Annotated in this window: 22 protein-coding genes and 1 pseudogene; 10 read left to right on the top strand and 13 right to left on the bottom strand. The window is 47.4% G+C overall.

Going from position 1 to position 25,250, the window contains the following annotated elements; all coding sequences use genetic code 11:
- Window positions 1-15 precede the first annotated feature (15 nt).
- Entirely contained in the window at window positions 16-798 is a 783-nt protein-coding gene (gene sufC / locus HPL003_RS15685) for a Fe-S cluster assembly ATPase SufC (protein WP_014280665.1), read from the bottom strand.
- 517 nt (window positions 799-1,315) lie between these two features.
- Window positions 1,316-1,786 carry a Dps family protein gene (locus HPL003_RS15680; protein WP_014280664.1) on the bottom strand — a complete coding sequence of 157 codons (471 nt, stop codon included), beginning with the start codon at window positions 1,784-1,786 and terminating at the stop codon, window positions 1,316-1,318.
- 311 nt (window positions 1,787-2,097) lie between these two features.
- Here HPL003_RS15680 and mtnK point away from each other — a divergent pair, with 311 nt between their 5' ends.
- Both mtnK and mtnA read left to right on the top strand, forming a co-directional pair.
- Complete coding sequence (gene mtnK, locus HPL003_RS15675) at window positions 2,098-3,321, top strand: S-methyl-5-thioribose kinase (protein WP_014280663.1); 1,224 nt, start codon at window positions 2,098-2,100, stop codon at window positions 3,319-3,321.
- A 5-nt stretch (window positions 3,322-3,326) separates the two neighbouring features.
- Window positions 3,327-4,433 (top strand): S-methyl-5-thioribose-1-phosphate isomerase, encoded by a 1,107-nt coding sequence (mtnA, locus tag HPL003_RS15670; RefSeq protein WP_014280662.1) that lies wholly within the window; start codon window positions 3,327-3,329, stop codon window positions 4,431-4,433.
- 139 nt (window positions 4,434-4,572) lie between these two features.
- On the opposite strand, the gene HPL003_RS15665 is transcribed toward mtnA, so the two are convergent.
- A complete protein-coding gene (locus HPL003_RS15665) occupies window positions 4,573-4,875 on the bottom strand; it encodes a YunC family protein (RefSeq protein ID WP_014280661.1) in 303 nt (100 codons plus the stop codon).
- Window positions 4,876-5,177: 302 nt separating this feature from the next.
- Between HPL003_RS15665 and HPL003_RS15660 the strand changes: the two genes are divergently transcribed.
- Window positions 5,178-5,582: an Rrf2 family transcriptional regulator gene (locus tag HPL003_RS15660; protein WP_014280660.1), complete on the top strand. Its 405-nt coding sequence runs from the start codon at window positions 5,178-5,180 to the stop codon at window positions 5,580-5,582.
- A gap of 131 nt (window positions 5,583-5,713) precedes the next feature.
- On the opposite strand, the gene HPL003_RS15655 is transcribed toward HPL003_RS15660, so the two are convergent.
- The 7 genes and pseudogenes from HPL003_RS15655 to HPL003_RS15625 all read right to left on the bottom strand — a co-directional run bounded on the left by HPL003_RS15655 (window position 5,714) and on the right by HPL003_RS15625 (window position 14,259).
- Window positions 5,714-6,397, bottom strand: coding sequence for a VOC family protein (locus tag HPL003_RS15655; RefSeq protein WP_014280659.1), 684 nt, complete (start codon window positions 6,395-6,397; stop codon window positions 5,714-5,716).
- 46 nt (window positions 6,398-6,443) lie between these two features.
- Entirely contained in the window at window positions 6,444-7,550 is a 1,107-nt protein-coding gene (locus HPL003_RS15650) for a PD40 domain-containing protein (protein WP_014280658.1), read from the bottom strand.
- A gap of 198 nt (window positions 7,551-7,748) precedes the next feature.
- Window positions 7,749-9,218 (bottom strand): sensor histidine kinase, encoded by a 1,470-nt coding sequence (locus HPL003_RS15645; protein WP_014280657.1) that lies wholly within the window; start codon window positions 9,216-9,218, stop codon window positions 7,749-7,751.
- A 6-nt stretch (window positions 9,219-9,224) separates the two neighbouring features.
- Window positions 9,225-9,461, bottom strand: a complete 237-nt coding sequence (locus HPL003_RS15640; RefSeq protein WP_238533382.1) for a hypothetical protein — start codon at window positions 9,459-9,461, stop codon at window positions 9,225-9,227.
- 399 nt (window positions 9,462-9,860) lie between these two features.
- Window positions 9,861-11,011: pseudogene (gene tnpB / locus HPL003_RS15635) on the bottom strand (IS200/IS605 family element RNA-guided endonuclease TnpB).
- A gap of 207 nt (window positions 11,012-11,218) precedes the next feature.
- On the bottom strand, window positions 11,219-13,267 hold the full coding sequence (locus tag HPL003_RS15630; RefSeq protein WP_014280653.1) for an iron ABC transporter permease: 2,049 nt from the start codon (window positions 13,265-13,267) through the stop codon (window positions 11,219-11,221).
- Window positions 13,264-14,259 (bottom strand): ABC transporter substrate-binding protein, encoded by a 996-nt coding sequence (locus tag HPL003_RS15625; protein ID WP_014280652.1) that lies wholly within the window; start codon window positions 14,257-14,259, stop codon window positions 13,264-13,266. The genes HPL003_RS15630 and HPL003_RS15625 overlap by 4 nt, the downstream gene beginning before the upstream one ends.
- A gap of 212 nt (window positions 14,260-14,471) precedes the next feature.
- On the opposite strand from HPL003_RS15625, the gene infC reads away from it, so the two are divergent.
- From infC to HPL003_RS15605, 4 genes are all read left to right on the top strand, one after another.
- Window positions 14,472-14,987, top strand: coding sequence for a translation initiation factor IF-3 (infC, locus tag HPL003_RS15620; protein ID WP_043922743.1), 516 nt, complete (start codon window positions 14,472-14,474; stop codon window positions 14,985-14,987).
- Between the two features lie 259 nt (window positions 14,988-15,246).
- Window positions 15,247-16,431 (top strand): MerR family transcriptional regulator, encoded by a 1,185-nt coding sequence (locus HPL003_RS15615; protein ID WP_014280650.1) that lies wholly within the window; start codon window positions 15,247-15,249, stop codon window positions 16,429-16,431.
- A 2-nt stretch (window positions 16,432-16,433) separates the two neighbouring features.
- Window positions 16,434-17,405 carry a GDP-mannose pyrophosphatase NudK gene (gene nudK / locus HPL003_RS15610; RefSeq protein ID WP_014280649.1) on the top strand — a complete coding sequence of 324 codons (972 nt, stop codon included), beginning with the start codon at window positions 16,434-16,436 and terminating at the stop codon, window positions 17,403-17,405.
- A gap of 801 nt (window positions 17,406-18,206) precedes the next feature.
- Window positions 18,207-18,758, top strand: a complete 552-nt coding sequence (locus tag HPL003_RS15605) for a hypothetical protein (protein ID WP_014280648.1) — start codon at window positions 18,207-18,209, stop codon at window positions 18,756-18,758.
- 107 nt (window positions 18,759-18,865) lie between these two features.
- On the opposite strand, the gene HPL003_RS15600 is transcribed toward HPL003_RS15605, so the two are convergent.
- Window positions 18,866-19,249 carry a DUF423 domain-containing protein gene (locus HPL003_RS15600; RefSeq protein ID WP_014280647.1) on the bottom strand — a complete coding sequence of 128 codons (384 nt, stop codon included), beginning with the start codon at window positions 19,247-19,249 and terminating at the stop codon, window positions 18,866-18,868.
- Window positions 19,250-19,467: 218 nt separating this feature from the next.
- Here HPL003_RS15600 and HPL003_RS15595 point away from each other — a divergent pair, with 218 nt between their 5' ends.
- The 3 genes from HPL003_RS15595 (at window position 19,468) to HPL003_RS15585 (ending at window position 22,603) form a co-directional block, all read left to right on the top strand.
- Entirely contained in the window at window positions 19,468-19,941 is a 474-nt protein-coding gene (locus HPL003_RS15595) for a hypothetical protein (protein WP_014280646.1), read from the top strand.
- Window positions 19,942-19,973: 32 nt separating this feature from the next.
- Entirely contained in the window at window positions 19,974-20,825 is an 852-nt protein-coding gene (locus tag HPL003_RS15590) for a DegV family protein (RefSeq protein ID WP_014280645.1), read from the top strand.
- A 155-nt stretch (window positions 20,826-20,980) separates the two neighbouring features.
- Window positions 20,981-22,603 (top strand): S-layer homology domain-containing protein, encoded by a 1,623-nt coding sequence (locus tag HPL003_RS15585; protein ID WP_014280644.1) that lies wholly within the window; start codon window positions 20,981-20,983, stop codon window positions 22,601-22,603.
- 72 nt (window positions 22,604-22,675) lie between these two features.
- On the opposite strand, the gene HPL003_RS15580 is transcribed toward HPL003_RS15585, so the two are convergent.
- Both HPL003_RS15580 and HPL003_RS15575 read right to left on the bottom strand, forming a co-directional pair.
- A complete protein-coding gene (locus tag HPL003_RS15580; protein WP_014280643.1) occupies window positions 22,676-24,265 on the bottom strand; it encodes an amidohydrolase in 1,590 nt (529 codons plus the stop codon).
- Between the two features lie 57 nt (window positions 24,266-24,322).
- A complete protein-coding gene (locus HPL003_RS15575) occupies window positions 24,323-25,021 on the bottom strand; it encodes a 4'-phosphopantetheinyl transferase family protein (protein WP_014280642.1) in 699 nt (232 codons plus the stop codon).
- Window positions 25,022-25,250 lie beyond the last annotated feature (229 nt).

The raw sequence follows: 25,250 nt of genomic DNA, 5'->3' as shown, positions 1-25,250 counted from the left end.
CTCCTCGCTTCCGGCTTACGCCTCTTGTCCTACAGTTTCATCAACGATGCCCAGTTCTTCCTTGATCCAGTCGTAACCGTCTGCTTCCAGACGCTCAGCCAGCTCAGGTCCACCGGATTTAACGATGCGTCCTTGCATCATGACATGTACGAAATCTGGCTTAACGTAATTCAACAGACGCTGGTAGTGAGTAATGATGAGGAAACCGCGCTCTTCGGAACGCATAGCATTGACACCGCTAGCCACGATTCTCAAGGCGTCAATATCCAGACCGGAGTCGATTTCGTCAAGAATGACGATTTTCGGATCAATCATCATCATTTGCAAAATTTCATTCCGTTTTTTCTCACCACCGGAGAAACCTTCGTTCAGGTAACGGTGAGCAAACTCAGGATTCATTTCGAGTTCCTTCATTTTGCTTTCCATTTGGCGGATAAATTTAATCAAGGAAATTTCCTGTCCTTCTTCACGGCGTGCGTTAATTGCACTACGCAAAAAGTCGGAGTTGGTTACCCCTGCAATTTCACTCGGATACTGCATAGCCAGGAACAATCCCGCACGTGCGCGCTCATCCACTTCCATGTCCAGAACATCTTCTCCGTCCAAAGTTACTTGGCCATCTGTGACTTCATATTTGGGATGACCCATCAAAGCAGAAGCCAATGTACTTTTACCCGTTCCGTTAGGACCCATGATGGCATGGATTTCTCCGCCCTTCATTTCGAGGTTGATGCCTTTCAGAATTTCCTTGCCTTCAATGGTCGCTTTGAGACCTTCAATCTTAAAGTTTGTAGCCATATTCGGAATACCCTCCAAAATTTGTAGTGTGGTGTCGAAATCAGAAAGTATATTTAAACAGGGGAGCCCCCTGATTTCAAGCAAGCGAAATATTTAAAAATTTATTTATAATCATTCTAAACTGATTCTCAATGATTCTCAAGCTATTTTATAATAAATATCTTTAAGGGTGCAACCAACAGACACACGTTATGTGCCTTTTTTCATAAAATATTCATGCTACTCAGCACACAAATGGCAAAATAACACACGAACCTGATTAAATTATGAAGTGTGTTCAAAAGACAACGTGTTGAACAATGAAGAAGAAAGGTGCAACTTTACCGTGATAGTCTGCTTCCTCATTTTATTATAGCGTAATTCTTCATCATAACCGCATATCCAATCATAATTGCTTCTCATCTATGAACAAGCATTTAAAATACTGTAAATTGTCTTTTTCAGCCATAAAAACGCTACCGACAATATGACGTCAGTAGCGTTTTTACATGTGTAGTACTTATTTTCATTTTTCCGGTTAGCCCAGATAAGAGCGAAGCATCCACATATGTTTCTCCAGATCCGACTTATAACCAGTCAGTAAATCTGCGGTTGGCTGATCAGATGTACTTTCTGCCAGCTCAATCCCTTCCTGAAATTCCTCACAGACGGTGGCAAAGTCCTCGATCAGCGTTTGCACCATTTTCGGCGCATCCTCATTGCCGCTTGCCTCGTGAATTGAGGACAGCTCCAGATATTCTTTCAACGTTGCGGAAGGAGAACCTTTCAGCGCCAGCAGGCGTTCAGCAATCTCGTCCATTTTTAGCGTAATTTCATTATATAGCTCTTCAAATTTAACATGCAGTGTGAAAAAGTTGGATCCTTTTACATACCAATGATAGTTATGAATCTTCACATATAATACATTCAGGTTAGCGACCTGGCGGTTTAACAGTTCTTCCACCGATTTCGTTTGCGTATTTTTCGAGTTGCTTGTTGTCTTAGCCATGATAAATCCCTTCCTTTTTCATCAAATTGATCATTCAGGAACGTTTACGTATTCATCCACCATCCTTCTGACGGGAAGACGCCAGCGGGCATGGTATTTTGCCTGCCGGACGTCTGTTTATTATTTACCCTTCTCATATGAAGACGAAACAAAATCTAACGTTCCTTCCCCCTATTCCGCCGCCCCACAAAAAAAATGTACAAAACTCAAACGATTTTCGTTATACTTGGCTCTATCCAAGCAAAATGGTTGGTTTAATCTTGTAGTATTTCTCATCATTGATGTATGCACAATTTATGGAGGTGACTTCGTTGTCCCAATATCATGCTTTAACGACGGAAGAAGCAATTGAATTTGTGAAGAACATCCCCGGATTTTTTAGTCAGGATGCTCGTCTGGAATGCCGCGAAATCGGTGACGGCAACCTGAATCTGGTTTTTCATATTACGGATTCTGAATCTGACAAGAGTATCATTGCCAAACAGGCGCTTCCCTATGTGAAAATCGTAGGTGAATCCTGGCCGTTGTCACTTGATCGTGCCCGTATTGAACGCGAGGCACTTCAAAAGGAGCACCACATTTGCCCTGAGCTGGTTCCTGCGGTGCTTGGCTATGATGATGAACTCGCCTTGACTGTGATGGAGGATCTAAGCTCGTACACAATCATGCGCAAAGGATTAATCGAAGGAAACACTTATCCGCATTTTGCTGACCATATTGGAGAGTTTCTGGCGCGTACGCTCTTTTTCACCTCCGATCTGGGCATGAATCAGCAGGACAAAAAAGAGCTGGTCAAGCGCTTTATCAACCCGGATCTTTGTAAAATCACCGAGGATCTTATTCTGGACGAGCCTTATCGGTTTTCAGACAATAACAACTATGGTTCCTATATCGAAGACGAAGCAGCGGCGCTACGTACAGATCAGGCAATTCATCTGGAAGTAGCTTTGCTGCGCGAGAAATTTCTGACGAGGACAGAAGCGCTACTGCACGGCGATCTTCATACAGGCAGTATTTTTGTAACAGCGGAGTCCACTAAAGTCATTGATCCCGAGTTTGCCTACTACGGACCGATGGGCTTTGATATCGGAGCGGTGATTGCCAATCTGCTGTTGAACTACGCAGCACAACCTGGATGGACTTCTGGCGAGACAGCTATACAGAAACGCCGTGACTGGCTTTTAGAGACTGCCATTCAGGTATGGGAGCAGTTTGAGAGCGGGTTCCGCACACTGTGGGACGAGCATGTTACTGACCACATGGCCCGCACGCCGGGATATCAGGACTTGTACCTCCAGAAAGTGCTGCAAGATACGATTGGCTTTGCAGGCTGCAAGGTCATCCGTCGGATCATCAGTTTGTCGCATGTGGCCGATATAGACACGATTGCCGATCCTGTGATTAAGGAAGCAGCGGAAAGACTGGCGTTATCTATAGGAAAAGCCTTGGTTCTCCGCAATCGCGAGGTGCATTCGATCCGTGAATTGAGAGACATTATTCAGACAGCAACGGCTGCCCAAACTAAAGGAGCTTAATAGATATGAGTGAAAATAAGGAAACTGCGACTGAAGCTTCCAATGAAGCCATAGTGCCCGGCCAAGCTCTCTCGTCGCTGGTATGGAAAGGTGACCACTTGTCCATGCTGGACCAGCGCCTGCTTCCCGAATCCATCGTGATGCTGGATTTGTTCACAGCCGAGGAAGTGTGGGATGGCATCCATGTCATGAAGGTACGCGGTGCGCCAGCCATCGGAATGGCTGCGGCCTACGGCGTCGTGCTGGGTGCATCCGCTTACGGCGGAACCGATGCTGCTGGATGGTTGGAGCATGTACACAGCGTTTGCGGGCATTTGGCTACATCTCGACCAACCGCGGTGAACCTGTTTTGGGCGCTGGACCGCATGAAGAAGCGGGCCAAAGAACTAACCGCCGAAGCGAACGGATGGATCGAGGATTGGAATGCCGGATTGGAGCGTGAAGCTATATCCATTCAGTCAGAGGATGAAGAAGTATGCCGCCTGATCGGCGTCCATGCTTTACCTCTATTCGAAGACGGTATGGGCGTGCTCACTCACTGCAATGCAGGCGGACTGGCGACAGCGAAATACGGGACAGCACTCGCGCCCATGTATCTCGCACATGAGAATGGCATACACCTGAAAGTGTTTGCCGACGAAACGCGCCCCGTGCTCCAAGGCGCACGCCTGACCGCTTTTGAGCTTCAGCAGGCTGGCATTGATGTAACCCTGTTGTGTGACAACATGGCGGGTATGGTCATGGCCAAGGGCTGGGTTCAGGCCGTCATCGTCGGCACGGACAGAGTGGCGGCTAATGGCGATGTCGCCAACAAAATCGGCACCTACAGCTTAGCTGTGCTAGCCAAGGCACATGGCATCCCTTTTTATGTAGCTTCGCCGCTATCTACGATTGATTTGCATACGGCAACAGGCGCAGACATTCCCATCGAGGAGCGCCCTGCGGAGGAAGTCACCGAGAGCTTTGGCAAAAGGACAGCCCCACAGGGCATCAAGGTCTATAACCCGGCTTTCGACATTACGCCTCATGAATACATTACCGCCATCATTACCGAAAAAGGGATCGTCCAAGCTCCCTTTAGCAACAGCCTGCCCGCTTTATTTGCAGAGTAATTCGTCTGCTAGGCCATGCAGCTCGTATGGAGGCTGAATCCTTTTACTTGATAAAATGTAACTTTTCTATTGAAAAAACCGGAGCGAAGCAGCCCCGGTTTTTTCGCGTTTTTCTACCTTCGTGCAGCAAATGCTCGGCTTAAACCAGCTTCAAAAGTGTCTCATACCCCGGCATACCGGGCTTAATTCCAAGCTGCTCCGCTTCCGTCGTCACCGACTCCATGGGTGCTTCCAACAATTCGCGCAGCGTTTTTACACCCACAGCTCGTGCGGCAAGAATTTTCCGATCTCCCAGCCGTTCATTCAACAATCCGACATCCAGTGCGCCGCACATGATGTAACCACGGGAGTTGGAGATGGTCAACAGCGTTGTTTTAGGCAGTTTGACCTCAACTCCGATAAATGTATGCTCACCCACTTGTACGGGTTCCACGTGTATCATTGTTCTCACTGCACCTCCTCTTTGTTCATCCGGGATATTTTATGCAGTATTTGCGGGTGAGTGTGGACGTCCGTGGATACGTATTGAATATTAGAGGCGTATTTGATACCAAATTTGTGTAAACCCAATTATTGGTCAGGTCAGGATCATATGGGGCTCGTTCGATAATACAAGTCCGATTATCAACGTTACCATGTTCAAATACTTGGATAGCGTATGTCGGAGCATTCAAAATTTGACGATGCCGCATTATAAAGGATATTATATATAGATTAAATCCTGAATTGAGGTGATCACCGAGCATGAAGTATTCTAAAGCGACGAACTATGCCCTTCACACCATGCTCTTTCTGGTAGGATCAACCCCTAATAACAAGCCTGTTGGTGTACAACAGTTGGCGGATCGACAAGGGGTTTCGCCTACTTACTTGTCCAAAATACTAACCAAGTTGGTCAAGGCGGGAATGATTGAATCTACTTCGGGTGCCAATGGCGGTTATAGATTGAAGCGAAACTGGGAGGATATTTCGTTTCTAGATGTTATTCATGCGATTGAAGGCACAACTTCTTTGTTCGACTGTTGTATGAACCATGAAGCAGAATGCTTGATTCAAAAAGTAATGGTTTCAGCGGAGACCAAAATGGATGAGCATCTTAGAAATCAAAAGTTATCCGAACTTGCCAAAGAAATAAAAATGGTTCGCTGAGCCATATTTATTTTGGGATAATTATAGATATAATAAACCTTTTATACACTTTATGTGAACAGATACTCGTGGCCCATTTAGGGCCACTCTTTTTTGTTTCAAAAAGTATGCCTTTTTGCTAATCACCTTGTCTAATTAAATCCGGTTGATCTCAATTCATACAAGCCATTTTGAAGCGATAGACTGGCAGAACACGCACCTTTAATCACGATCTTGGTGTTAGACCCGCACGGCATCCTATCGTCCGGGAACCAAGGCCGCTGCTTGTCTATTACTATCAATAATCCTTCAGCGTCCCCTAGCGGAGTAAATTGCTGACCGGCCTCACCCCATGAATCAATTTGGAACATTTCTGTGATTGTTTTGCAAAATTCTGGAACATTGTCGACTGGAAGGCCAATCTCACTTATCCGAAGTAGATGCTTTGGCCCGAAAGCTTCATCTACTGCGTTGTCGAGCGAATGGTGAGCAATGAACTCGATGAGGTTATAATCAGGATCATAGAAGTAAAGTGCTGTTGCATTCCAATTTTCGAAAAGAAACTCATCCTCTCCGGTTCTTGAAATCAATGAGATGCCCCGGTCGATTACCCATTGTTTTGCCTCTATGAACTTATTGGTTGGAATCGCAAACGCAACGTGATAAAACTCATTCTCCATGAGGGAATTTTCCTGAAGAGCAAGAACCGATTCGCCAGCTCCAAAGGATAACCGTGAAGCGGATTCCTCCAGAACTTCCAGACCTAAGAGAGAGCCGTAAAAAGCTTTCATAGCTTCAAATCTGTGTGTATTTAAGAGTACTTCTGTTATTTGCATCGCGTTCGTAATCCCCTTCTTATTCCCAAAATTTAATTATTTTTGCTTAAGATAACTTGATTACATAAGCCGTAGATTGATATCCAGTGTCCTTCATGACCCCTGTTGGAATCAGCAGCTTTTTACCGGAAGGGCTCCAGCGTAGCTGGTCACTTATGCTATTATCGCCCAAGACCGGAGTTTGCTCCCCTGTTTCTGCTTCTGTAATGAAAAAACGGTATTTATCTCCATCCTCAGAAACCGCATAGGCCAGCTTGCTGCCATCCGGAGACCAGCTTGTACCGAACAGTTGCATACCCGTGGCTAATGTGGACAGCTCTTTCCCTTTGGTATCGCAGAGAACCAATACGTTCTCCCCGGGTTTGGTGTGTTTAACAACCGCCAGCGTGCTGCCATCCGGGGAAGGAAGTACCACCCAGACGTCTTTTTTCAGAACTTCGGATTGCTTGGTTTCGATATCATAGGCGATCAATTCCCCCATAGCGACATAGTAGATCGTATTTCCCGACGGAGCTACGCTAGAAACACTTCTCTGTCCAGTCTTGACCGCCACTTCACTCTTTCCATTCACATCAGCCCTGATAATGTCCCCTTCCATATTGGGAAAAATAACGTGATTTGTATTCTCCCATACACCTTCCCCAGCCATAAACTCTGCTTCGACCATTTTCACGGAAACGCCAGTTTCAAGATTCATGATGTAGCCGGTTCCTGTGGATTCATACACCTGCTGATAAAGCATATACTTCCTGTCAGGAGACAGCTTGGCAAATCCGTAGCTTTTCTCCCCCTCCAGCAGCGGCGTCTCCCCATTGGAAGCAAGATCATATTGATAGAGGTTATGTGGATAACGTTTTTCTCCCTCAATCATCTCGGGGGACAGCTTCCTGTTCTCTTTATCAACCGCAAGCGTGCCTTCACTCACCCAATCCATCCCGCGCACACCCTCAATCTTAGCAATGCCCTCCAACTTTAACTTGGTGTATACGGATTCAGTGTTGTTATCCATCACGGTAATCTTTTTGCCGGACTTCTCTACGACCTGCCGCGCCTCCGTGTTCCCCGCAGTACAAGCGGTCATGGACATAAGAGTCACCGTGGCGAGCAGTATGAGTCCTGTCTTGCCCAGCTTGCTGTGGATATTTGCGTTCATTGCATGATTCCTCCTAAAAACGTTGTACAGCATGGACATTATTGAATTCACTTCGTACAAAACCCGCTGTGGAAGCCTAATCTTGAGTCTTGTGTAACCTTAGCTTGCTCTAAGCATACCAGAGGAGTATTTCCAAACCACGGCTGCTTGTTTCCAAGCTGTAAACTTTTTGAGTAGCTTTGATGCAGAACAGACCTATTAAGATGTGGCCGGAAAAGACAGCTCGAAGACCGAACCTTCGCCTTCCGTCTTCAGCAACGCAATGCTTCCATTCTGCTTCTCAACCAAATTGCGCACCAGTGACAGTCCCAGTCCCGTGCCGCCCGATTGCCTGGATCTGTCGCGGTTGACCGTGTAGAAGGGCTCGAAAATCCTCTCTCCAGCTTCCTTAGGAATGCCTATGCCGGAATCACGGATCGTGATCCTTACCCGGTTGTCCCTAAGCTCGCTGTGAACATGAATAGTTCCTTGAGGAACATTGTATTTGATCGCATTATCCAGCAAGTTAATAAATATATGCATAAAGCTCTCTTTGTCAATCCAGATGTAGGCTGGCTCCACATCGCAGGAAATAGTGATACCGAAGCGCTCCGCCTTGCCGCTCATACGTGCACAAACATCCCGCAGCCCCTCTGCAACCTCCAACAGCTCGGCCTGTGACTCAAAATCATATTTTTCCAGCGCTGACACCTGTAGCACCTTCTCCACCATTTCATATAGCCGCTGAGTTTCTTTGGCGATGCTGGCCTTGGCTTCCAACAGCAGCTTAGGATCATCGTCGTACATATTCAACAGATCTACGTAAGCTTTAATGGAGGTCAGCGGTGTCTTGAATTCATGGCTAATGTTGCCGATATATTGCTTCTGCTGCTGTTCCAGCGCCTGGAGCTTGTGGATAGCCAGTTGCAGCTTCCGTTGCTCTTCATCCTTGGCAGCAATACTCTGCTCAATCTCCATGCTCATAAAGTAGATGCCCTCGGCCAACTCGCCCAGCTCATCCTTTCGCCTAACCGGAGGAGCCTGGATATATTCGGCGCGGCGGATATCCTCTGCCGCCTTTTTCAACCGTCCAATGGCTGCGGCTGCCCGGTTAAAATACAAATATCCGATGATGAAGCTTAGTAAAAGCACAGTTATCCCTGTAGTCAGGAACAAATTCTGGAGGGTGCGCAGAAAACTCTGCGAACTTTTGAGTGAATATTGCAACTGCACTACCCCCATTTGCTCCTCAGGCCCTTGGAGCGGAGCCAGATACAGGAGTGTGTCTCCCACAACCTGATATGCTATTTTATTGTGCAACGCATAGGCCAGGGCAGCATTCACTTCATTCTGCTGGTCTACCACTGGAGGATCTTGAATAGAGGTGCCTACCTGGAGTCCCTGCGCATCATAAAGCGTGACTCCCAATCCGGTAAATCCGGCCAGTTCCGTAGCCAGTCCCCGGCCCCGCTGCCTCATAAATATCTGCGGCTCCATCCGCGTTCCTGTATAGTAAGTCTGCTTCACCCGGAGATTAACCGTTTTGACGTGCTGGGCCAGATAAACCTCGGTTTGAGTCAGCTGGTTCTTTTCCACCCCTTGAAGAACGAGATAGCTTAGCACGCCTAGAGCAAGAATAAGCAGTACAGCCAGGAACAAGCTGAATTTCAACTTGATGCTAATTTTCATGGATAATCACCGCTCATCTTTTCTTTGTTGGTCTCCTTTTATCTCACTCAAAAGCTTGGCATTTACATTCAACGCTGAAAATTGAAGTAACACATCCTCTTCATCCAAAGCCTTACTTTTTGCTATCTGCAAATAGAGCTTGGGCTGGTCTCGAAATGCTCTCACACTTCCAATAGAGTACGCCTTCTTGAGATAATCATGCGCCTCAGACGTTTTGCCTTGAAGAAGAAGTGTTTCAGCCATCAGGATATAATCCGTTTTCATCTACTTCTTTTGGTTATGGTTCAATGCAACGACAATTGTGAATGGTTAAAAACATGATAGCACACGATATTGGTAGCCTGAAACCAAGTCTCTGGCTTCATCTTCTGCCTGTTCAATAGCTTCAGCTAAAGTCATTACAGGCTCTACTTGTTTGTACTGAATGGCTTTGCAACATGTACCCCCTGCCTCGATCCAATCCCAATATGTATGAACATCCACAGACTCCAGAAAATAGACCGATAACGCGTCTACAGGATTTACAGCATTTGAACACTCCCACCACTTAGCTAACGCTTGAAGTGGGGGATTCTTGGGTCATCGAACCTATCGGTTCAAAGTGGACCAAGCGAACCCTACGGTTCCCGCAGTTCTGTTTTACTATGAAAGGGCAGCTTCTTTTGGAGTTTCTTCACCCTTGCTCATCGCAAGGATATTGTGAGCTGCATTTTCATCCCGATCATGGAGGGTTTCGCAGGATCGGCATCTCCACTGCCGTACCGAAAGATCCTTCACCTCTTTGTGATGCGTTCCACAGACGTGGCATGTTTGACTCGTGGGAGCAAAGGTGTCCGCGATCTGGATGGTGCGTCCGTACCATGCGGCTTTATAAGTAAGCTGTCGTCTGAATTCGCTCCAGGACGCATCGGCGATGGACTTCGCCAACTTGGGGTTCTTGAGCAAGGGGACACCTTTAAATCTTCAATGCTGATCGTTTGGTTTTCACGAATCAGCTTGGTGGATAGCTTATGTAGAAAGTCTTGACGTATCCTGGCGATTCTTTCATGGATCCGTGCGACCTGGAGTTTGGCTTTTCCCCAATTGGAACCGCCTTTCATTCGGCGAGCCATGCGGCGCTGCCAAAACGCCAGCTTCTTTTCATATGGTCTCAAGGCTTTCGGATGGGAAACCCGCATTCCATCCGAGGATACTGCAAACGTCTTGAGTCCCAGATCTATACCAATCTGGCTGTACGTTGGCGGTAGTTGCTGGATATGGACTTCACAAACCATCGAAACAAAATACTTGCCCGTCGCATTCCGCCGCACCGTAGCCGAGAGGATACGTCCTTCACACGATGTGGAGTTCGCAAAACGAATCCATCCCAGCTTGGGCAGTTTCAGTTGATTGCCCACGATAGCGATATTTCCATTTGTGTACTTGGTGGTATAGCTTTGGACAGGATGTTTACGGCTTTTGAAACGCGGACAGTCATTCTGTTTTTGGAAGAACCGATCAAAGCCGTCTGCCACGTTACGTACCGCCGATTGCAAGGCAATGCTATCGACTTTCTTGAGCCAGTCGTATTGTTGTTTCAAGGCAGGAAGCTGTGTGGCACAGGCGTTGTACGACAAACCCTTGCCAGTAGCTGCATACGTATCGTTCCACATGGCTAAGAAATGATTGAACACAAAACGACAACAGCCTAACGTCCGATGGATCAGAGTTTGTTGTTCAAGATTAGGATAGATACGATACTTATAGGCTTTATGTCTAAGATTTTTCGGAGAAAAATCCTGACCAACTCGCATACCACACACCCCCATTCATTGCAGTTATTATAGCACATACGTTCGGTTTAGAGTACAAAAAAAACGATTCATCCCCCACCTAAAGCTACACACTTTTGAGGAGGGAGTCTTCTCGTCTTCACTGATAAAACTGCTACTGTTTATATAAAGAAGGCTGTTTCCCCACGCAAAATCCGCTTGGAAACAGCCTTTTTATGTACAACTCAACTATACTGACTTACTCCGATTGGAGCGATACATCAAATACAGGAAATATGGCGCGCCGATCAGGGCGATCAGCAGACCGGAAGGAATTTCCATCGGTGCAAGAATCGTCCGTCCGATCGTATCTGCCAGCACCAGCATCACCGCTCCCAAGATGCTCGACAAGACAAGGGAACGGCGCACATGGTGTCCTATCAGTGTACGCACGATATGGGGGGCAATCAGCCCGATGAAGCCAATCGTACCGACGCAGGCTACCGCTCCTCCCGCCAGCAGCACGCCCACCGCCATCGCCAGCAGACGGGTGCGGCGCACCGGAAGTCCCAGACCCATAGCGCTGCTATCGTCAAACACCAGAAGATCGAAACGCCGAGCTAGCCACCAGGCTATTGGCAACAGTACGAGCAGAAAGGCCAGAATCGTCGTCACCTGTCCCCAGGTTCTCGCATAGGTACTACCCGTCAGCCAAATATAACCGGTGCTGCCCCACAGCGAACCTTGGATAATTAGCACCTGGATTCCGGCTGATCCGATCGCTGATACGGCGATGCCGAGTAATATGACAACAGACGGATTCAGATGTTTGTTCCATGATAGAAAGAAGATCACCGCCGCCGAAACTGCCGCTCCGGCGATCGCCGCGACTGGCAGCACATAAACAGGCAGCCCGGGCCAGACGATGATCACCGCAAGCGCGCCGAATCCCGCTCCAGAAGAAACCCCGATGATCGAGGCGTCCGCCAATGGATTGCGAACTGCTAGTTGGATTAAGACGCCGCTGACTGCAAGCGCAATGCCAGCCCCAGCCGCTACCAGCGTGCGCGGAATTCGGAACTGTAGCAGGGCTGAGTTCGTACTTTCACCGCCGAACAGGCCAGACAGCATATCGCTTACCGGAATGCGCATTCCCCCAAACATCAGGCTGAATACAGTCAACAGCACCGCCCCGCACGCAAACAACGTGACCAGCCTGCCGTATGGCAGTTTCCGAGAACGAACTCCTATATTCATGGAAGACTGTCCCCCGATGCCAGAAGGCAGTTTCATCCTCCACAGGATAAGCCAAATTAACCAAGGGGCCCCAATCAATGCCATGACCGCTCCGGTCGGCAGATCCATGCTTGATTGGTGGACCATTTTCGCCAGCACATCAGCACCCGTCAACAACAGTGCCCCCCACAGGAAGGAACCAGGCAGCACCCAGCGGTGCATTTTCAGCCCGCTTAAGCGTACCAAATGCGGAGCCACCAAACCCACAAAACCAATTGGCCCGATGACGCTCACCGTAATGGTCGACAGCAGAACCGCCAATACAATACCCGCCACCCGGGTCAAGCCTACCTTTTGCCCGAGGGACGTAGATGTGGACTCATCCAGATCCAGCACATCGAATTGCCTCGACAGCAAAACCGCGATAACCGAGAGCCCTACAACCCATGGCCAAGCATAAGTAGTTCCACTCCAGTCGTTTTGCACAAGCGAACCAGAACCCCATAGAAACAATCCCTGCGTTTCAAAGGAGTAAAAGATATGCAGTGCCCCGGTAAACGAACCGAGTACCATAGACACAATGAGGCCAGCAAGCGCCAGCCGGATCGGACTTCCAGCTCGTCCCCCGCCCATAAAGTAAGCAAGCACCGCCGCCAGCAGGCCGCCGATAGCGGCAAACAGAAACGGAGCCTGATGTAGCAATGCGGGAAACATCACCGCGCCAAGCACAACCACAAAGTAGGCACCGGCGTTGATTCCGAGCGTATCAGAAGCCGCCAACGGATTTTTGGTGATGGCCTGCAACAATGCACCAGCGATCGCCAGCGCACCTCCAGCCAAGATTCCAATGACCGTACGCGGCATCCGCAGATCCCAAACCATATTATGCTCAAGCGTATTCTGACGCTGGGTCAACGCCTCGATTACCGTATGCAGCGGGATCGGCGCCTCTCCGTAGCACAAGCTTACAAAAAAAAGCACAATAAGGACGGCCAAGCCGCCCCCAAAAATACCTCCTGCACGCCAAGCCTTCGATAAATCCGTTGTACCTGTTCGGGTCATTTCGTCAGAACTCCAACCACCTGGTCAACCAGCACTTTAGATGAGATTGGGCCCCCGAACGTCCACGTTGTTCCATCCAGTGGATAGGTCCGTTTTTCTTTGACGAAATTCAGTTCTTTCCAGACTGAATTGTTCTCCATCGCGGCTCCGAATACATCGTCCGTCTTCTGCGTAATGTAGATAAAATGGCTGTCTTGTACCGCAGGAAGAGCTTCGATGCCAACAGTACTGAATCCATATTTCTCGGTTTTGTCCGACTTCCAGTCATTCACCATACCGATTTTCGCAAGCGTTTCCACTACAAGCGAGTTATCCTTGAACATCCGTAGGCTGGCAGCATTTTGAGCTGTGTAAGCCTGAGTCAGCGCATAGTGGAAGTCTGCTTTATCCGCTTTTTCCAATGTAGCCTTTGCTTCAATATAATGTTGGTCAAGGTCATTCAGGACTTTATCAGCCTGCTCCGTTTTTCCAGTAGCCACAGCGATCTGCTTAAAGATTTCAACCATGCGGTCATAATCATAACCTTTTCCCTTGAAAAAATCGTATTCTATCGTTGGTGCGATTCCCTTAAGCTGTGCGTAGATCGCTGCATTATTGTCTGTGTTTGAGATAATAAGGTCCGGCTTGAGCGCCGCGATCGCTTCCAAATTCGGTTCGCTCCGTGTACCGATATCAGTGACCGAATCAGCCAGTTTCGCCTCCGGCGTTATCCACAGCCTGTAGTTTGCGTTGTCCGCATTACCAACAGGCTGCACGCCAAGCGCGATCAGGTCTTCGGTATACGCCCATTCCAGGACAACGACACGTTCCGCTGGCTTGTCCAGCTTGACTTCCCCGTGATCGTCTTTAACCGTAACCGGCCCGGCCGCTTTGGTTGTCTGCTCAGACCCGGAAGTGGCTTCCGGCTTCGAGTTATCCCCTACTGATCCGCAGCCCGCCAATACAATTGCAAAAACCATAAACAACAATAGGCCATTCAACATCTTTTTCATTTCTCTCATTCACCCCTATATGTATATGTTTTATTAGAAAATGATAATCATTATCATTAAAAGAGTATAAGGGTTGATGATTTTTGTCAACAAAGATTGTCCTAAAGGAAAGGAAAGCTCCCTCTGCCCGCTATCCGGAATTCAAAATTGAATCACAAACAGGTTCCGTATATGATAGCTTTATCATTGTTTTTAAGGGAGGCTTCATTTACGTGGCAGTGTTAATCAACGAGCAAATAAAGGCTTCCGAGATCATGCTTACTGGTCTCAACGGTGAGAAGATCGGTATCGTCTCGAGAGAGGAAGCCTTGGCTATGGCCCGATCCAAAGGAATGGATCTGGTCTGTACATCACTGATGAGCAGTCCTCCGCCATGTAGCCTGGTAGCTAAGGGCAAGGGAAAAGCACTCGCTCAGAAGGAAACCGGAACACGCAAGGCGAGCGGTGGCAATATGACTGGAAAGAGCAGTAAGGAAAAGGTCAAGGAGCTTCGCTTCACTGCTCATATTGAGGAGCATGATTACGATACAAAGCTACGCCAGGCAGACAAACATCTTCGCTCCGGCAAGCCGGTGCAGTTGGTCGTAAAATCGTCTGGCGCGAAGGAAGCGGCCGCCGCCAAAGCGGTGTTAGAGCGGCTATTGGTCGATCTGAAAGAAGCCGGAATGAAGGAAACCGGAATCCAGACGGGCGGCAAAGGCTCACAGGTGAAATTAAATCCGCGTTGAGTAAATCAGTATCGTTTCTTTATCCGACGAACCCCATCTCAAAGCAAAAACAGGCCGTTTACACAGAATAAAAATAGGGCTGTTTCGGCCCCCTTCTACCTTCCTCATCAAAATCGTAATGATAACCATACAGCAGGGTCCCTGTTTTCCACACACTCAATTATCGAAAAATTTAACTTGCTGGTGACGTTACGTCACCAAGTATACTAACCTAGTAGGCTATACTGGAAAATCAATGCATGGGAAGGAGGGAGACCTGTTGAGCAAAGGAGATTATTTATCGACTGGGCAGCTTGCCAAAAGTACAGGTATGACACTCCGAACTTTGCGATATTACGATCAGATTGGACTATTGACCCCGGAAGACCATCATTCTGGCTCTGCTCGCAAGTATACAGTGAAGGAACTGAAACGACTGCAGCGGATTCAGACGTTGAAGTATGTCGGGCTATCTCTTCAAGAAATTAAAGACATCTTAAACGCAGAGTTGATATCCGATAGGGACATCAGACATTCGTTAGAAGCACAGCTCGATATTCTCCAGAAGAAGATCGCTCATACGGAACATATCGTCCATGCTATTCGAAAAGCTTTGGAAAAGTTGGCCGATGGATCCGATTTGGATCGCTTCGCGGAGCTTATACAAGCCGTACAGAAGGAAGAAAATTGGGGGGATCAATATCGGACGGCCACTCGTTTGCAAACACGGATCAACCTTTACGACAAGTTCAGTACAAATCCTCAAGGCTGGCATCGTTGGATTTTTGATCAACTGGAGGTGACACCGGAAGCCCATATTCTCGAGTTGGGTTGCGGTGACGGGACCTTTTGGTTAAGAAATGCCGAACGAATTCCCAATAGCTGGCGCATCACGCTTACCGATATCTCCAGCGGAATGGTGGAGGAAGCACGTTGCCGCTTAGGCAGCAGCAATGCAATGTTTAAATTTTTGTCGGCTGACGCCCAACAGCTCCCTTTTCACGAAGAGCAATTCGATGTGGTGCTTGCTAACAATATGCTTTATCACGTCTCGGACATCCCCAGAGCGATCGAGGAAATGCACCGTGTTCTAAAGCCCGGAGGACTAGTTTGCACGTCGACGATGAGTACGCAACACCTTCAAGAGCTTGAGGACTTGGCGGCTTCCTTCGACCCCAATCTTCGCGTATTAGATCAAGCGATTCATCGGTTCCACCTAGGTAACGGAATGGACTTGCTGTCTTCATGCTTTTCTAATCTTCTGTTGCTCCATTACGACGACCGCCTGATGGTAGACGAAGCGGAACCCCTGATCGATTATATGATTTCGACTCCGATGAATGCAAGGGAACGACTTGTAGGAAAGGCCATCGATATGTTTCGTATCCATGTCAACCAAAACCTGAAGCAGACTGGTGTCCTTCAACTGACGAAAGAAAATGGAATATTTCTAGGGAGGAAATGAACATGAAAGCAACGGGGCAACAACCAAGAGTACGGATCGTCAAAGAGGAGCTTTTATCGGATAACTGGTACATCTTAAAGAAAGTCACGTTCGAATATGAAAAAAACAGGGGCCAATGGGAGACACAATCCCGTGAAGTGTACGACCGCGGCAACGGAGCAACAATCCTTCTTTATAATCGAAAAAAACAAACCATAGTATTGACCAGACAATTCCGAATGCCAACCTACCAGAACGGTAATGAGACGGGAATGCTTATCGAAACCTGTGCAGGTCTGCTCGATAAAGAGACACCGGAAGAAAGTATCCTGCGAGAAACGGAGGAAGAGACAGGATACCGTGTCGACTGTGTACAAAAGGTTGGTGAGGCCTACATGTCGCCCGGATCGGTTACCGAAATCCTGTACTTTTTTGTAGCAGAGTATAACGAAGATATGGCAACAGGACTGGGTGGTGGACTCGAAGATGATCAGGAAAACATTGAAGTGGTAGAGCTTCCTTTTATTCAGGCGCTCAATTTGGTCAAAAGCGGAGAAATTCGTGATGCCAAGACGATTTTGCTGCTCCAATACGCTCAAATCCATGGTCTTTTAAAGGAAAAAACAAATTCGTTGCATATTCTTATAGCGGGACCTTATCGTTCTGGAACGTCAGATGATCCCGTGCTGATAGAAAAAAATGTTCAGTTCATGAATAAAATTGCTCTTCAAGTTTATGAAACTGGGCATTTACCGGTTCTAGGGGAGTGGTATGCATTGCCCCTAATCGCCACAGCTGGTTCCACTTCTTTGGGAGATGCGGTTTTCAACCGCATTTTCCATCCGTCCTCCATTCGCCTGCTAGACCACTGCGATGCAGTGCTTCGAATTGGAGGGCCCTCGCAGGGGGCTGATGAAATGGTAAAGGTCGCAAGAGAGAAGCAACTGCTTATTTTCGAACATCTTGAGGATCTCCCACCGGTAACCCAACCCTAGACTTAGGCCATCTATTGCTAAACCTAAATCACTCTGAGCACTTTACATGCTCCAACACTTACCACTCAAATGAGCTTGCCGTTATTTACGCTAGGGTTCCACCGTGCTATCTATAACGGCAAGTGAAAAAGAGCATCCCGACAGAATACCCCTTCCCTGAAATCACTTGTCAGCGCAGATGAAGCCGCTAACGGAGTCTTTTGTTATCCACTTTTCTTCACTTTCCATACATATTACAATTAAATTCCCTTAGAACATATTTTCTGAATGTAAAGAGACGGTATAGATTTTGAAATGTATTTACAAATAACTACATAAATTCCTTAATATTTTGTTGTCTTCGCTTAGTTTTTCTAATTGAAATATGTTTTGAAGTGGTTTTATTTCTATTTCAGTAATTGCTGGAGAAATAATATGGCTCCAAGAAAATTCAGCCGAAAAAATCAAAAGGAAATATTTAAAATTCAAACTACTTGATTTCACCCTCACTCTCGTTTATTCTCTGTATATGTATAGTACAAGTTGGTATTTTCATCGGCTTATTCAAAGTCTGCTCAGCCACAGCTACGGTCACAATTGGTGATCACTTGCAGGACTTCACAAAACTTTATCCGACGGGGTGTATTTTCGCGTTTGTGTAGGTGAATGAATATGAACACACCATTGATATACAATTTATACAGGACCAATTTTTGTTAATCTCCCTAACAGAGCCTAAGGTACTATGACAGATTACGTTTTAATGATATATTGATAGGTGCTATAAAAGACTAATTACCCAGGGCTTGGGCTGGAGGATGTATGAAAAAAGAATCAAATCAAGATGAAACCAGTTATTTATTTAATGTAGATGTATTAGTTAAAGGTCGTTCCAATGTAGAGGCCCTTCAGTTCCTGCTTAACCTCTTGACCCAGCATGAACAAATTGCAGATAGCCGGGTTCAGTCCGGTATTGAGCTTGGTAATTTGATTGAGGCTGCTTTACACTTAAAAAAACAATCAGCCGTTAACGGCTCGTCTGATGCTGCTACTGCGCTAGCAGAGAAGTTTTCCAAAAAGAAATCTAATGTCGCGCTTACGAACAAGCCCCCTGCCGTTCAGGAAATCAAGCAAGCCCACGTACAGCCGAAGCCTGCATCACAACAAGAACTTAGCACCTATGATTGGATCAAACGCTATATACATGATAATACGCTTGTACGGCTAATCGTAAATCGCTATGGCGGACAACGAAGCATCCCGTGTCGCATCCTTAATTTGGATCATGAGAATAACTTACTGAGTGTGTACCATGTAGATGAAAAGCAAGTGTACTCCTTTAAGATGAATGAAATCGATGAAATCACATCGTAAATGTAAAGTCCTTACAGCATGAATAAACACGCAAAAAGAGAACCGCTGGAAAAACATTATGTCTTTCCAAGCGATTCTCTTTTTTGGATATTACCTGGAAAGTTAAATTAATCCTCTTTCTTCAAACCCAAGGCAGCTAATGCCAGCAAAAGCCAACCTGCGATAAAACACACGCCCCCCAGCGGGGTAATGGCACCTAGCACACGAATCCCGGTCAAGCTCAGCACATACAAGCTGCCGGAAAACAAAATAATTCCCGTAAACAGCAGTCGTGCTGCCCATTTTAAACGAGCCGACGCTCCCCACTGTCCCGCAGCCAATGCAATGATCAGCAAACCGACAGCGTGAATCATGTGATATTGCACACCTGTTTGATATACAGCCAAAGCGTTCGCGTCAATGCGCGGTTTTACAATATGAGCCCCGAACGCGCCGATGGCGACCGCCAGCAGCATCATTATAGATCCTACAATTATCCATCTGCGTTGCATATTTGTGTACTCCTTTTCATCTTATACTCTCATCCAAGCTATCTCCTTATTTTATCGAATCCATATGAAGTTTTCCAGCCACTCCTTTTAAATTTAGACCCTACAGAATTCCATGATTAACCCCTGTCTTTGGAGGGTAATGTGTAAGGTCCCTTGCTTTTTTGTTCATTTTGTGGAAAATTAGTACCTGTTCGGATACTGTTCAAGGAGTTGAAAAGATGAGTAACCAAGATCCTAATCTGCAAAAGCCTGTTGCGTCTGAGGAGCATCCTGTTTTTTCAGAAGCTCCCGTCTTCCAGCCTCCAGTCAAGCTCAAGCATTCCGGTCCCGGTATTGCTTCTTTTATTATGTCGCTCGTCAGCCTGATCGGGTATATCATTCTGGCTGTTATGGTCATTAATCTGTTGGCTCATTTCAGCCAATACCAAACTCTGGACCCGGAAATCGTTCGGCAACAAACCGGAACCATCCTGCTTCCTTTTGTATTTTTAGGTAGCCTGTTATTGAATTGTGCCGGGCTTGTGGTCGGCATTATTGGAATTGCGTTGAAGAACCGTAAGAAAGCCTTTGCCATTGCAGGGTTAATCATTAATGCGTTCATTATTCTGGGCTTCATTGCACTTCTGGCCATGGGTCTCGCCGTTCCGAGCAGTACAGCGGATATCTATCCTTCCTCTGTGCAATCCTTATAATTTCTACGCATCACACAGAGAGGATTCAATGTATGAACAAAATCAAAATTTTTGCGGACAGTACCAGTGATATTCCGGTCCAATGGCGCGAACAATACGAGATTGGCATTGTACCATTGTATACAGTGTTTGGGGATGAATCATTACGGGATGGCGTGGATATCCAGCCAGAACAGTTATTTCAGCGCGTAAGTCGTGAGGGACATCTGCCACGAACCGCCGCACCTTCTCCATCAGACTTTATTCAAGCCTTTGCTTCCTACATAGAACAAGGGGACGACATTTTATACATCAGTCTGTCTTCCGAGCTGTCCTCAACCTATCAAAATGCGCTGCTCGCTGCCTCCGAGTTCCCGAAGGGCCGTATTACCGTCTTTGATTCTCTGAATCTGTCGTGCGGCTTTGGCATGCTCGTGATGAAGGCCGCACGCGCCGCAGCCAACGACAGTACAATGGAACAGATTGTGGACATGTTGACGAGAACCCGCCCCCTGATAGACACGGAATTCGTGATTGATACGCTCGAGTATCTGTACAAAGGCGGAAGATGCTCAGGGATGCAAAATCTGATCGGTAGTCTGCTCAAAATTCGTCCGGTGATCAAAGTAATAGACGGAAAAATGACACCTGCGTACAAAGTACGCGGCAAACGTGAAAAGGCGCTGGATCAGATGCTGCAAAATGCCCTGAACCAGCGGGAACAAATGGATAACGATATCATTATTGTCGTACATGCTTTGGCTGAGGAAGATGCGCTGATGCTGCAAGCCCGTTTACAGGAAGAGACGGGAGCGCAAGAGGTGCTGCTGACAACAGCCGGTTGTGTCATTTCCAGTCATTGTGGTCCACAGACGATTGGTATAATGTATGCTAAAAAAGAATAGTTTCGAATGTGAAGCCCCTTGCCTCTACAGGTAAGGGCTTTTTTGTGTTTTCCAACAATTTAGCAATGAATAACTTTACTATTTTTGATAGTATTAGTCGTCATATATGAACTATTCGTCTGACAATCTATCATAAAAAAGAAGGTTATAGTGTAATGAGCCCCATACGATCACGCTTGCTAACCAAACTTACCCTGTTGGCGACTGCCGCCATGACTATAATAACAGCATCTGCTTCATCTTTAACCATTCCCGCAGCCGAAGCCGATGTGACGTTTCAGGATATTTCAGACAGCTATGCTTATCAATCTATTACCTCACTGCACGCCAAAGGAATTTTGGCAGGTACACAACCCGGCTACTTTTCTCCCAAAAAGGCGGTTACGAGAGCCGAATGGGTTACCGCGCTGGATCGCACACTCGGCCTGAAGCCTGTACAAGCATCTGTCTCCTCCTATCGGGATGTATCCAAACAAGCGTGGTACTACGGATGGATTGAAGCAGCCTCCCAGCTTGACGTGGTGCAGGGAGGATCATCCGCCACATTTCAACCCAACAGCCCTATAACCCGACAAGAAGCAGCCTTGATGATCGCACGCCTCATACGCTCGACGGGATCAGGAGAAGCGGTTTCCACTTTTACCGACGCCGACAAGATTGCAGATTGGGCTCTTGAAGCTGTAACTACCGTGAACCGTTACGGCTTTATGAAAGGGGAAGACAACCGATTTCGCCCGACATCTTCCCTGACCCGCGAAGAAACAGCAGCACTTCTGGAACGGCTACTGACGTATTCAACACAGCATGCCTCCAAAACAGCGTCCACGGCCTCTTCCATCCGACTAGGCTGGCAATATGATCAGAGCGTTCAACAGTTTGAAAGCTCTGTGCTTCAATCTAACATTAATACGCTATCACCGCGCTGGTTTTTTCTAAACGAAACGGGTAATATTAGCGATCTCACGGACACCTCGCTCCTCGCCTGGTCCAAACAGCATCAAAAAAAAATCTGGGCAATGGTAGGCAACCGTTCCAATCTAACAATGACGCACCAAATCCTGTCCAGTGATGTTTTGCGAAACAAAACGATAACTCAGCTTGTCAATGTTGTATCTACACATCATCTGGATGGGCTTGTGATTGATTTTGAAAATGTAGATGGTCAGGATCGTACCCAGTTCACGTTGTTCATCCAACAATTAAAAGCCAAGTTAAAAAGCCTGAATGCTGTGCTGGCGATCTGTGTATCTCCTGATTATGGTACAGACTGGACAGCCGCCTTTGATTATAAGCAGCTAGGCGCTGCGGCAGACTATTTGATTCTGATGGGATATGACGAACATTGGGGAGGCAGCTCGATCCCCGGCTCCGTATCTTCATTACCGTGGCTTCGTGAAAGCGTACGGCGCTTTCTACTAACCACTGACCCGGATAAAGCGATATTGGCATTGCCTTTATTCACACGGAACTGGACCCTCAATGCCAGTGGTCAATCGGTCGCTTCGTCGGATATTTCACTGATTGAGCAAAATCAGCTTGTATCCCGTTCCACCTCCAAACCGATCTGGCATGCTGATATTCAGCAGTATACGGTTTCCTACAGGGATACTCAGCTTCATAAGCTATGGTTGGAGGAAGGGCGATCCTTCACCCGTAAATACCGTTTGGGACAGGATAAAGGGGTTGCGGGCTTCGCCTACTGGTATGCAGGCGGGGCAAGCTCTGATCTATGGTCCAGTGTGAAAAATGCAGACCGTTTCGCACAGCGTGGTTTGTAAAAGCCAAAAAAACCTTCAACTCCACTTTTAGCGTGAGGTTGAAGGTTTCTTTACATACATACTATCATCCACCTATGCCTGATATGCAACGATTCCGTTCACAACCGTCATGCGTGCTTTAACATCAAGCAAAGCCTGAGGGTGCTCCGATAAATCCCGGTCAATAACCGTAAAATCAGCGGCTTTCCCTACAGCCATCGAACCCCGTTCATCCGCTTCTCCCGCAGCCACTGCACTTCCGAGGGTAAACAGATGAATAGCTTCGTGAATGTCCAGCTTTTCATCGGGAAGATAACCCTCATGCGTCTCTCCCGGCTTGGTTCGAGTCACAGCGGCATGCATACCGAGAAAAGGGTCCAACGGCTCAATCGGCGCGTCACTGCCGCCAGCACATGTAATACCTGCGTCCAGCAGCTTCTTCCAGGCATACAAATATTCGGTACGTCCCTCGCCAACCCGATCCAGCACCCACGGGAAATCACTTGCTACAAAACGTGGCTGGATGTCCGCAATCAGCGGCAGCTTCGCCATTCTCTTGACCAAATCGGCAGTCAGCACCTGTCCATGGATCAGACGATCCGGCAAGCCGCTTTCCTCCGTTAGCGCATGGGCTTCCATCGCTGTCAAAATCATATGCGCCGCCCCATCCCCTATCGCATGTACAGCGACCGGAAAACCTGCGGCTCTGACGACCGCCACCATCTGGTTCAGCTCTGGCTGTGGCTGAATCGTCATGCCACCGGTATGTGGAGCATCGCTATAGGGCGCAGACAATAGCGCAGTTCTTCCACCAATCGCACCATCGGCAAACATTTTTACCGCACCGATTTTAAACCACTCATTTCCGTCACCAGCACGTAGCCCTTTCGCTTTCACTTCTTCCATGAACGGATGATAGATGAGCTGATGCGTGCGAAAAGCAATGCCTTCCTCCCTCAGCTCCCTGTAAATCCGCTGCATCGTGTCCACACTGCCCAGAAAACGCAAATCCTCCGTGTGTGCTGCCGTCAGACCGAGCCGTAGTGCATCCAGACAAGCTCGGCGGATGGCATCTTTTTTAACTGAATAATCCGGCTCTGGCTGAACACGTGTAAAGGCAGTGGACGCTTCCTCATAAATCAATCCGTTCAACTGTCCATCCGCATTTCTTCCGTAGGCTCCCGAAGCGGGATCAGGAGTGTTCTCGCCAATCCCGGCACGCCGAAACGCTTCTGAATTCGCCAGAAACGTATGAAAGCATGTACGAGTCAAATATACCGGGTGCTGATCCGTAATGGCATCCAGCTCCGATATGGTTGGAATCTCAACAGGAATATACGCATTTTCGTTCCAGTTCAGCCCTAAAATCCATTCTCCCGGCGGTGTGAGGGCAACCCGTTTGCGCAGCATATCAAGCATCTCTTCCTTCGATGTAGCTGACGTAAAATCCAGCATCGCCAGCTTCATGCCATGCATGGACAAATGCATATGTGAATCGGCCAAGCCCGGCAACACATAAGCATCTTTCCAATCCACCGTGTCATATTCCTTACCCGACAATTGCAATTCAAGCTCCCGTGCTTGTCCAATGGCCTGTATGATGCCGTTCTGTACAATGATTGAATCTCCCTTGGCAGCCCATTCCCCATACAGCTTGCCATGCTTGAACAATGTTAGCGTCAACGCAGCTCATCTCCCTTTTTTCAACTAGACTTCTTGTTCCGTCATTTCAGCTTCATATCACGCCTGTGCTGCCGATTCCAGGCATAGTGTATGTATGTCTACCTGCTGCACCAGATGCGCAAAGCGGTCATGCATTGCACAGACAGCCATTTTATAGTGTTCATCGATCTCATACTGTTTAAAATGACAATACTCGGTGGTAAAGCCTTCCGTCGTAAAACCGATTAACGGACGCTCACTTAAATCGAATGAAAATGACTTTAGCGGCAGCGTTAATCCCTGCCCTTCGGCCTTCACAAAGCTTTCCTTGAGCGTCCACAGATCGTAAAAATAGGATAAGCGGCTCTCCGACTCCTGACGCATCAACGCATCATACTCCATGTCCGAAAAGCACACCCTCCCCACCTCAAAATCAATCGGACGGAGCTGTTCAATGTCGATTCCGAGCGAATGGTCATCCACGGCGCATACCACCCATTTTCCCGAGTGAGAAACATTAAAATGGAATGCAGGTGCATTCAACAAGGAAGGCTTGCCGAAAGCATTATATGTAAATTGAAGACTGGCGTTGGAAACCTTCAATTGCCGACAGGCCACCCACCTTAACAACACATCGGCGTATAAGCCCCTTACAGCATCTTCCCGATGTAAAAAACGATCCAGCTTCTGCCGCTTTTCAGTCGAAACCCGGTTCAGCAGTGACTCGTAATGACCGTCTGCCTCCGGCTTGCTCGTGTCAATCGCATATATTTCCATGGTTGCCCCCTATGCCGTAATGAATATCAGCCCATTCATAACTTCACCGCTCTATTGGGAATTCATTGAAAGTTTATCGTCTGCGGTGTACATGGTCAATATACTACTCTAGCACTTTCAATTCAATATGGATACAATTGGGATATAATCCTCTTGCTGATCGCATCGCATCATCAGACAGGTGATAGTCATCAGCATAGAGAGCTATTCAGTACAAACCTTTTTTGTA

Source organism: Paenibacillus terrae HPL-003, assembly GCF_000235585.1.
Lineage (GTDB): Bacteria > Bacillota > Bacilli > Paenibacillales > Paenibacillaceae > Paenibacillus > Paenibacillus terrae_B.
The sequence above is the reverse complement of the archived record's forward strand: the minus strand, read 5'-3'. Positions and strand labels throughout refer to the sequence as shown.

Coding starts and splice junctions, on each gene's coding strand:
- sufC (WP_014280665.1), bottom strand. CDS start 798: ATGGCTACAAACTTTAAGATTGAAGGTCTCAAAGCGACCATTGAAGGC.
- HPL003_RS15680 (WP_014280664.1), bottom strand. CDS start 1,786: ATGGCTAAGACAACAAGCAACTCGAAAAATACGCAAACGAAATCGGTG.
- mtnA (WP_014280662.1), top strand. CDS start 3,327: ATGAGTGAAAATAAGGAAACTGCGACTGAAGCTTCCAATGAAGCCATA.
- HPL003_RS15665 (WP_014280661.1), bottom strand. CDS start 4,875: ATGATACACGTGGAACCCGTACAAGTGGGTGAGCATACATTTATCGGA.
- HPL003_RS15660 (WP_014280660.1), top strand. CDS start 5,178: ATGAAGTATTCTAAAGCGACGAACTATGCCCTTCACACCATGCTCTTT.
- HPL003_RS15655 (WP_014280659.1), bottom strand. CDS start 6,397: ATGCAAATAACAGAAGTACTCTTAAATACACACAGATTTGAAGCTATG.
- HPL003_RS15650 (WP_014280658.1), bottom strand. CDS start 7,550: ATGAACGCAAATATCCACAGCAAGCTGGGCAAGACAGGACTCATACTG.
- HPL003_RS15645 (WP_014280657.1), bottom strand. CDS start 9,218: ATGAAAATTAGCATCAAGTTGAAATTCAGCTTGTTCCTGGCTGTACTG.
- HPL003_RS15640 (WP_238533382.1), bottom strand. CDS start 9,461: ATGGCTGAAACACTTCTTCTTCAAGGCAAAACGTCTGAGGCGCATGAT.
- HPL003_RS15630 (WP_014280653.1), bottom strand. CDS start 13,267: ATGACCCGAACAGGTACAACGGATTTATCGAAGGCTTGGCGTGCAGGA.
- HPL003_RS15625 (WP_014280652.1), bottom strand. CDS start 14,259: ATGAAAAAGATGTTGAATGGCCTATTGTTGTTTATGGTTTTTGCAATT.
- nudK (WP_014280649.1), top strand. CDS start 16,434: ATGAAAGCAACGGGGCAACAACCAAGAGTACGGATCGTCAAAGAGGAG.
- HPL003_RS15605 (WP_014280648.1), top strand. CDS start 18,207: ATGAAAAAAGAATCAAATCAAGATGAAACCAGTTATTTATTTAATGTA.
- HPL003_RS15600 (WP_014280647.1), bottom strand. CDS start 19,249: ATGCAACGCAGATGGATAATTGTAGGATCTATAATGATGCTGCTGGCG.
- HPL003_RS15595 (WP_014280646.1), top strand. CDS start 19,468: ATGAGTAACCAAGATCCTAATCTGCAAAAGCCTGTTGCGTCTGAGGAG.
- HPL003_RS15590 (WP_014280645.1), top strand. CDS start 19,974: ATGAACAAAATCAAAATTTTTGCGGACAGTACCAGTGATATTCCGGTC.
- HPL003_RS15585 (WP_014280644.1), top strand. CDS start 20,981: ATGAGCCCCATACGATCACGCTTGCTAACCAAACTTACCCTGTTGGCG.
- HPL003_RS15575 (WP_014280642.1), bottom strand. CDS start 25,021: ATGGAAATATATGCGATTGACACGAGCAAGCCGGAGGCAGACGGTCAT.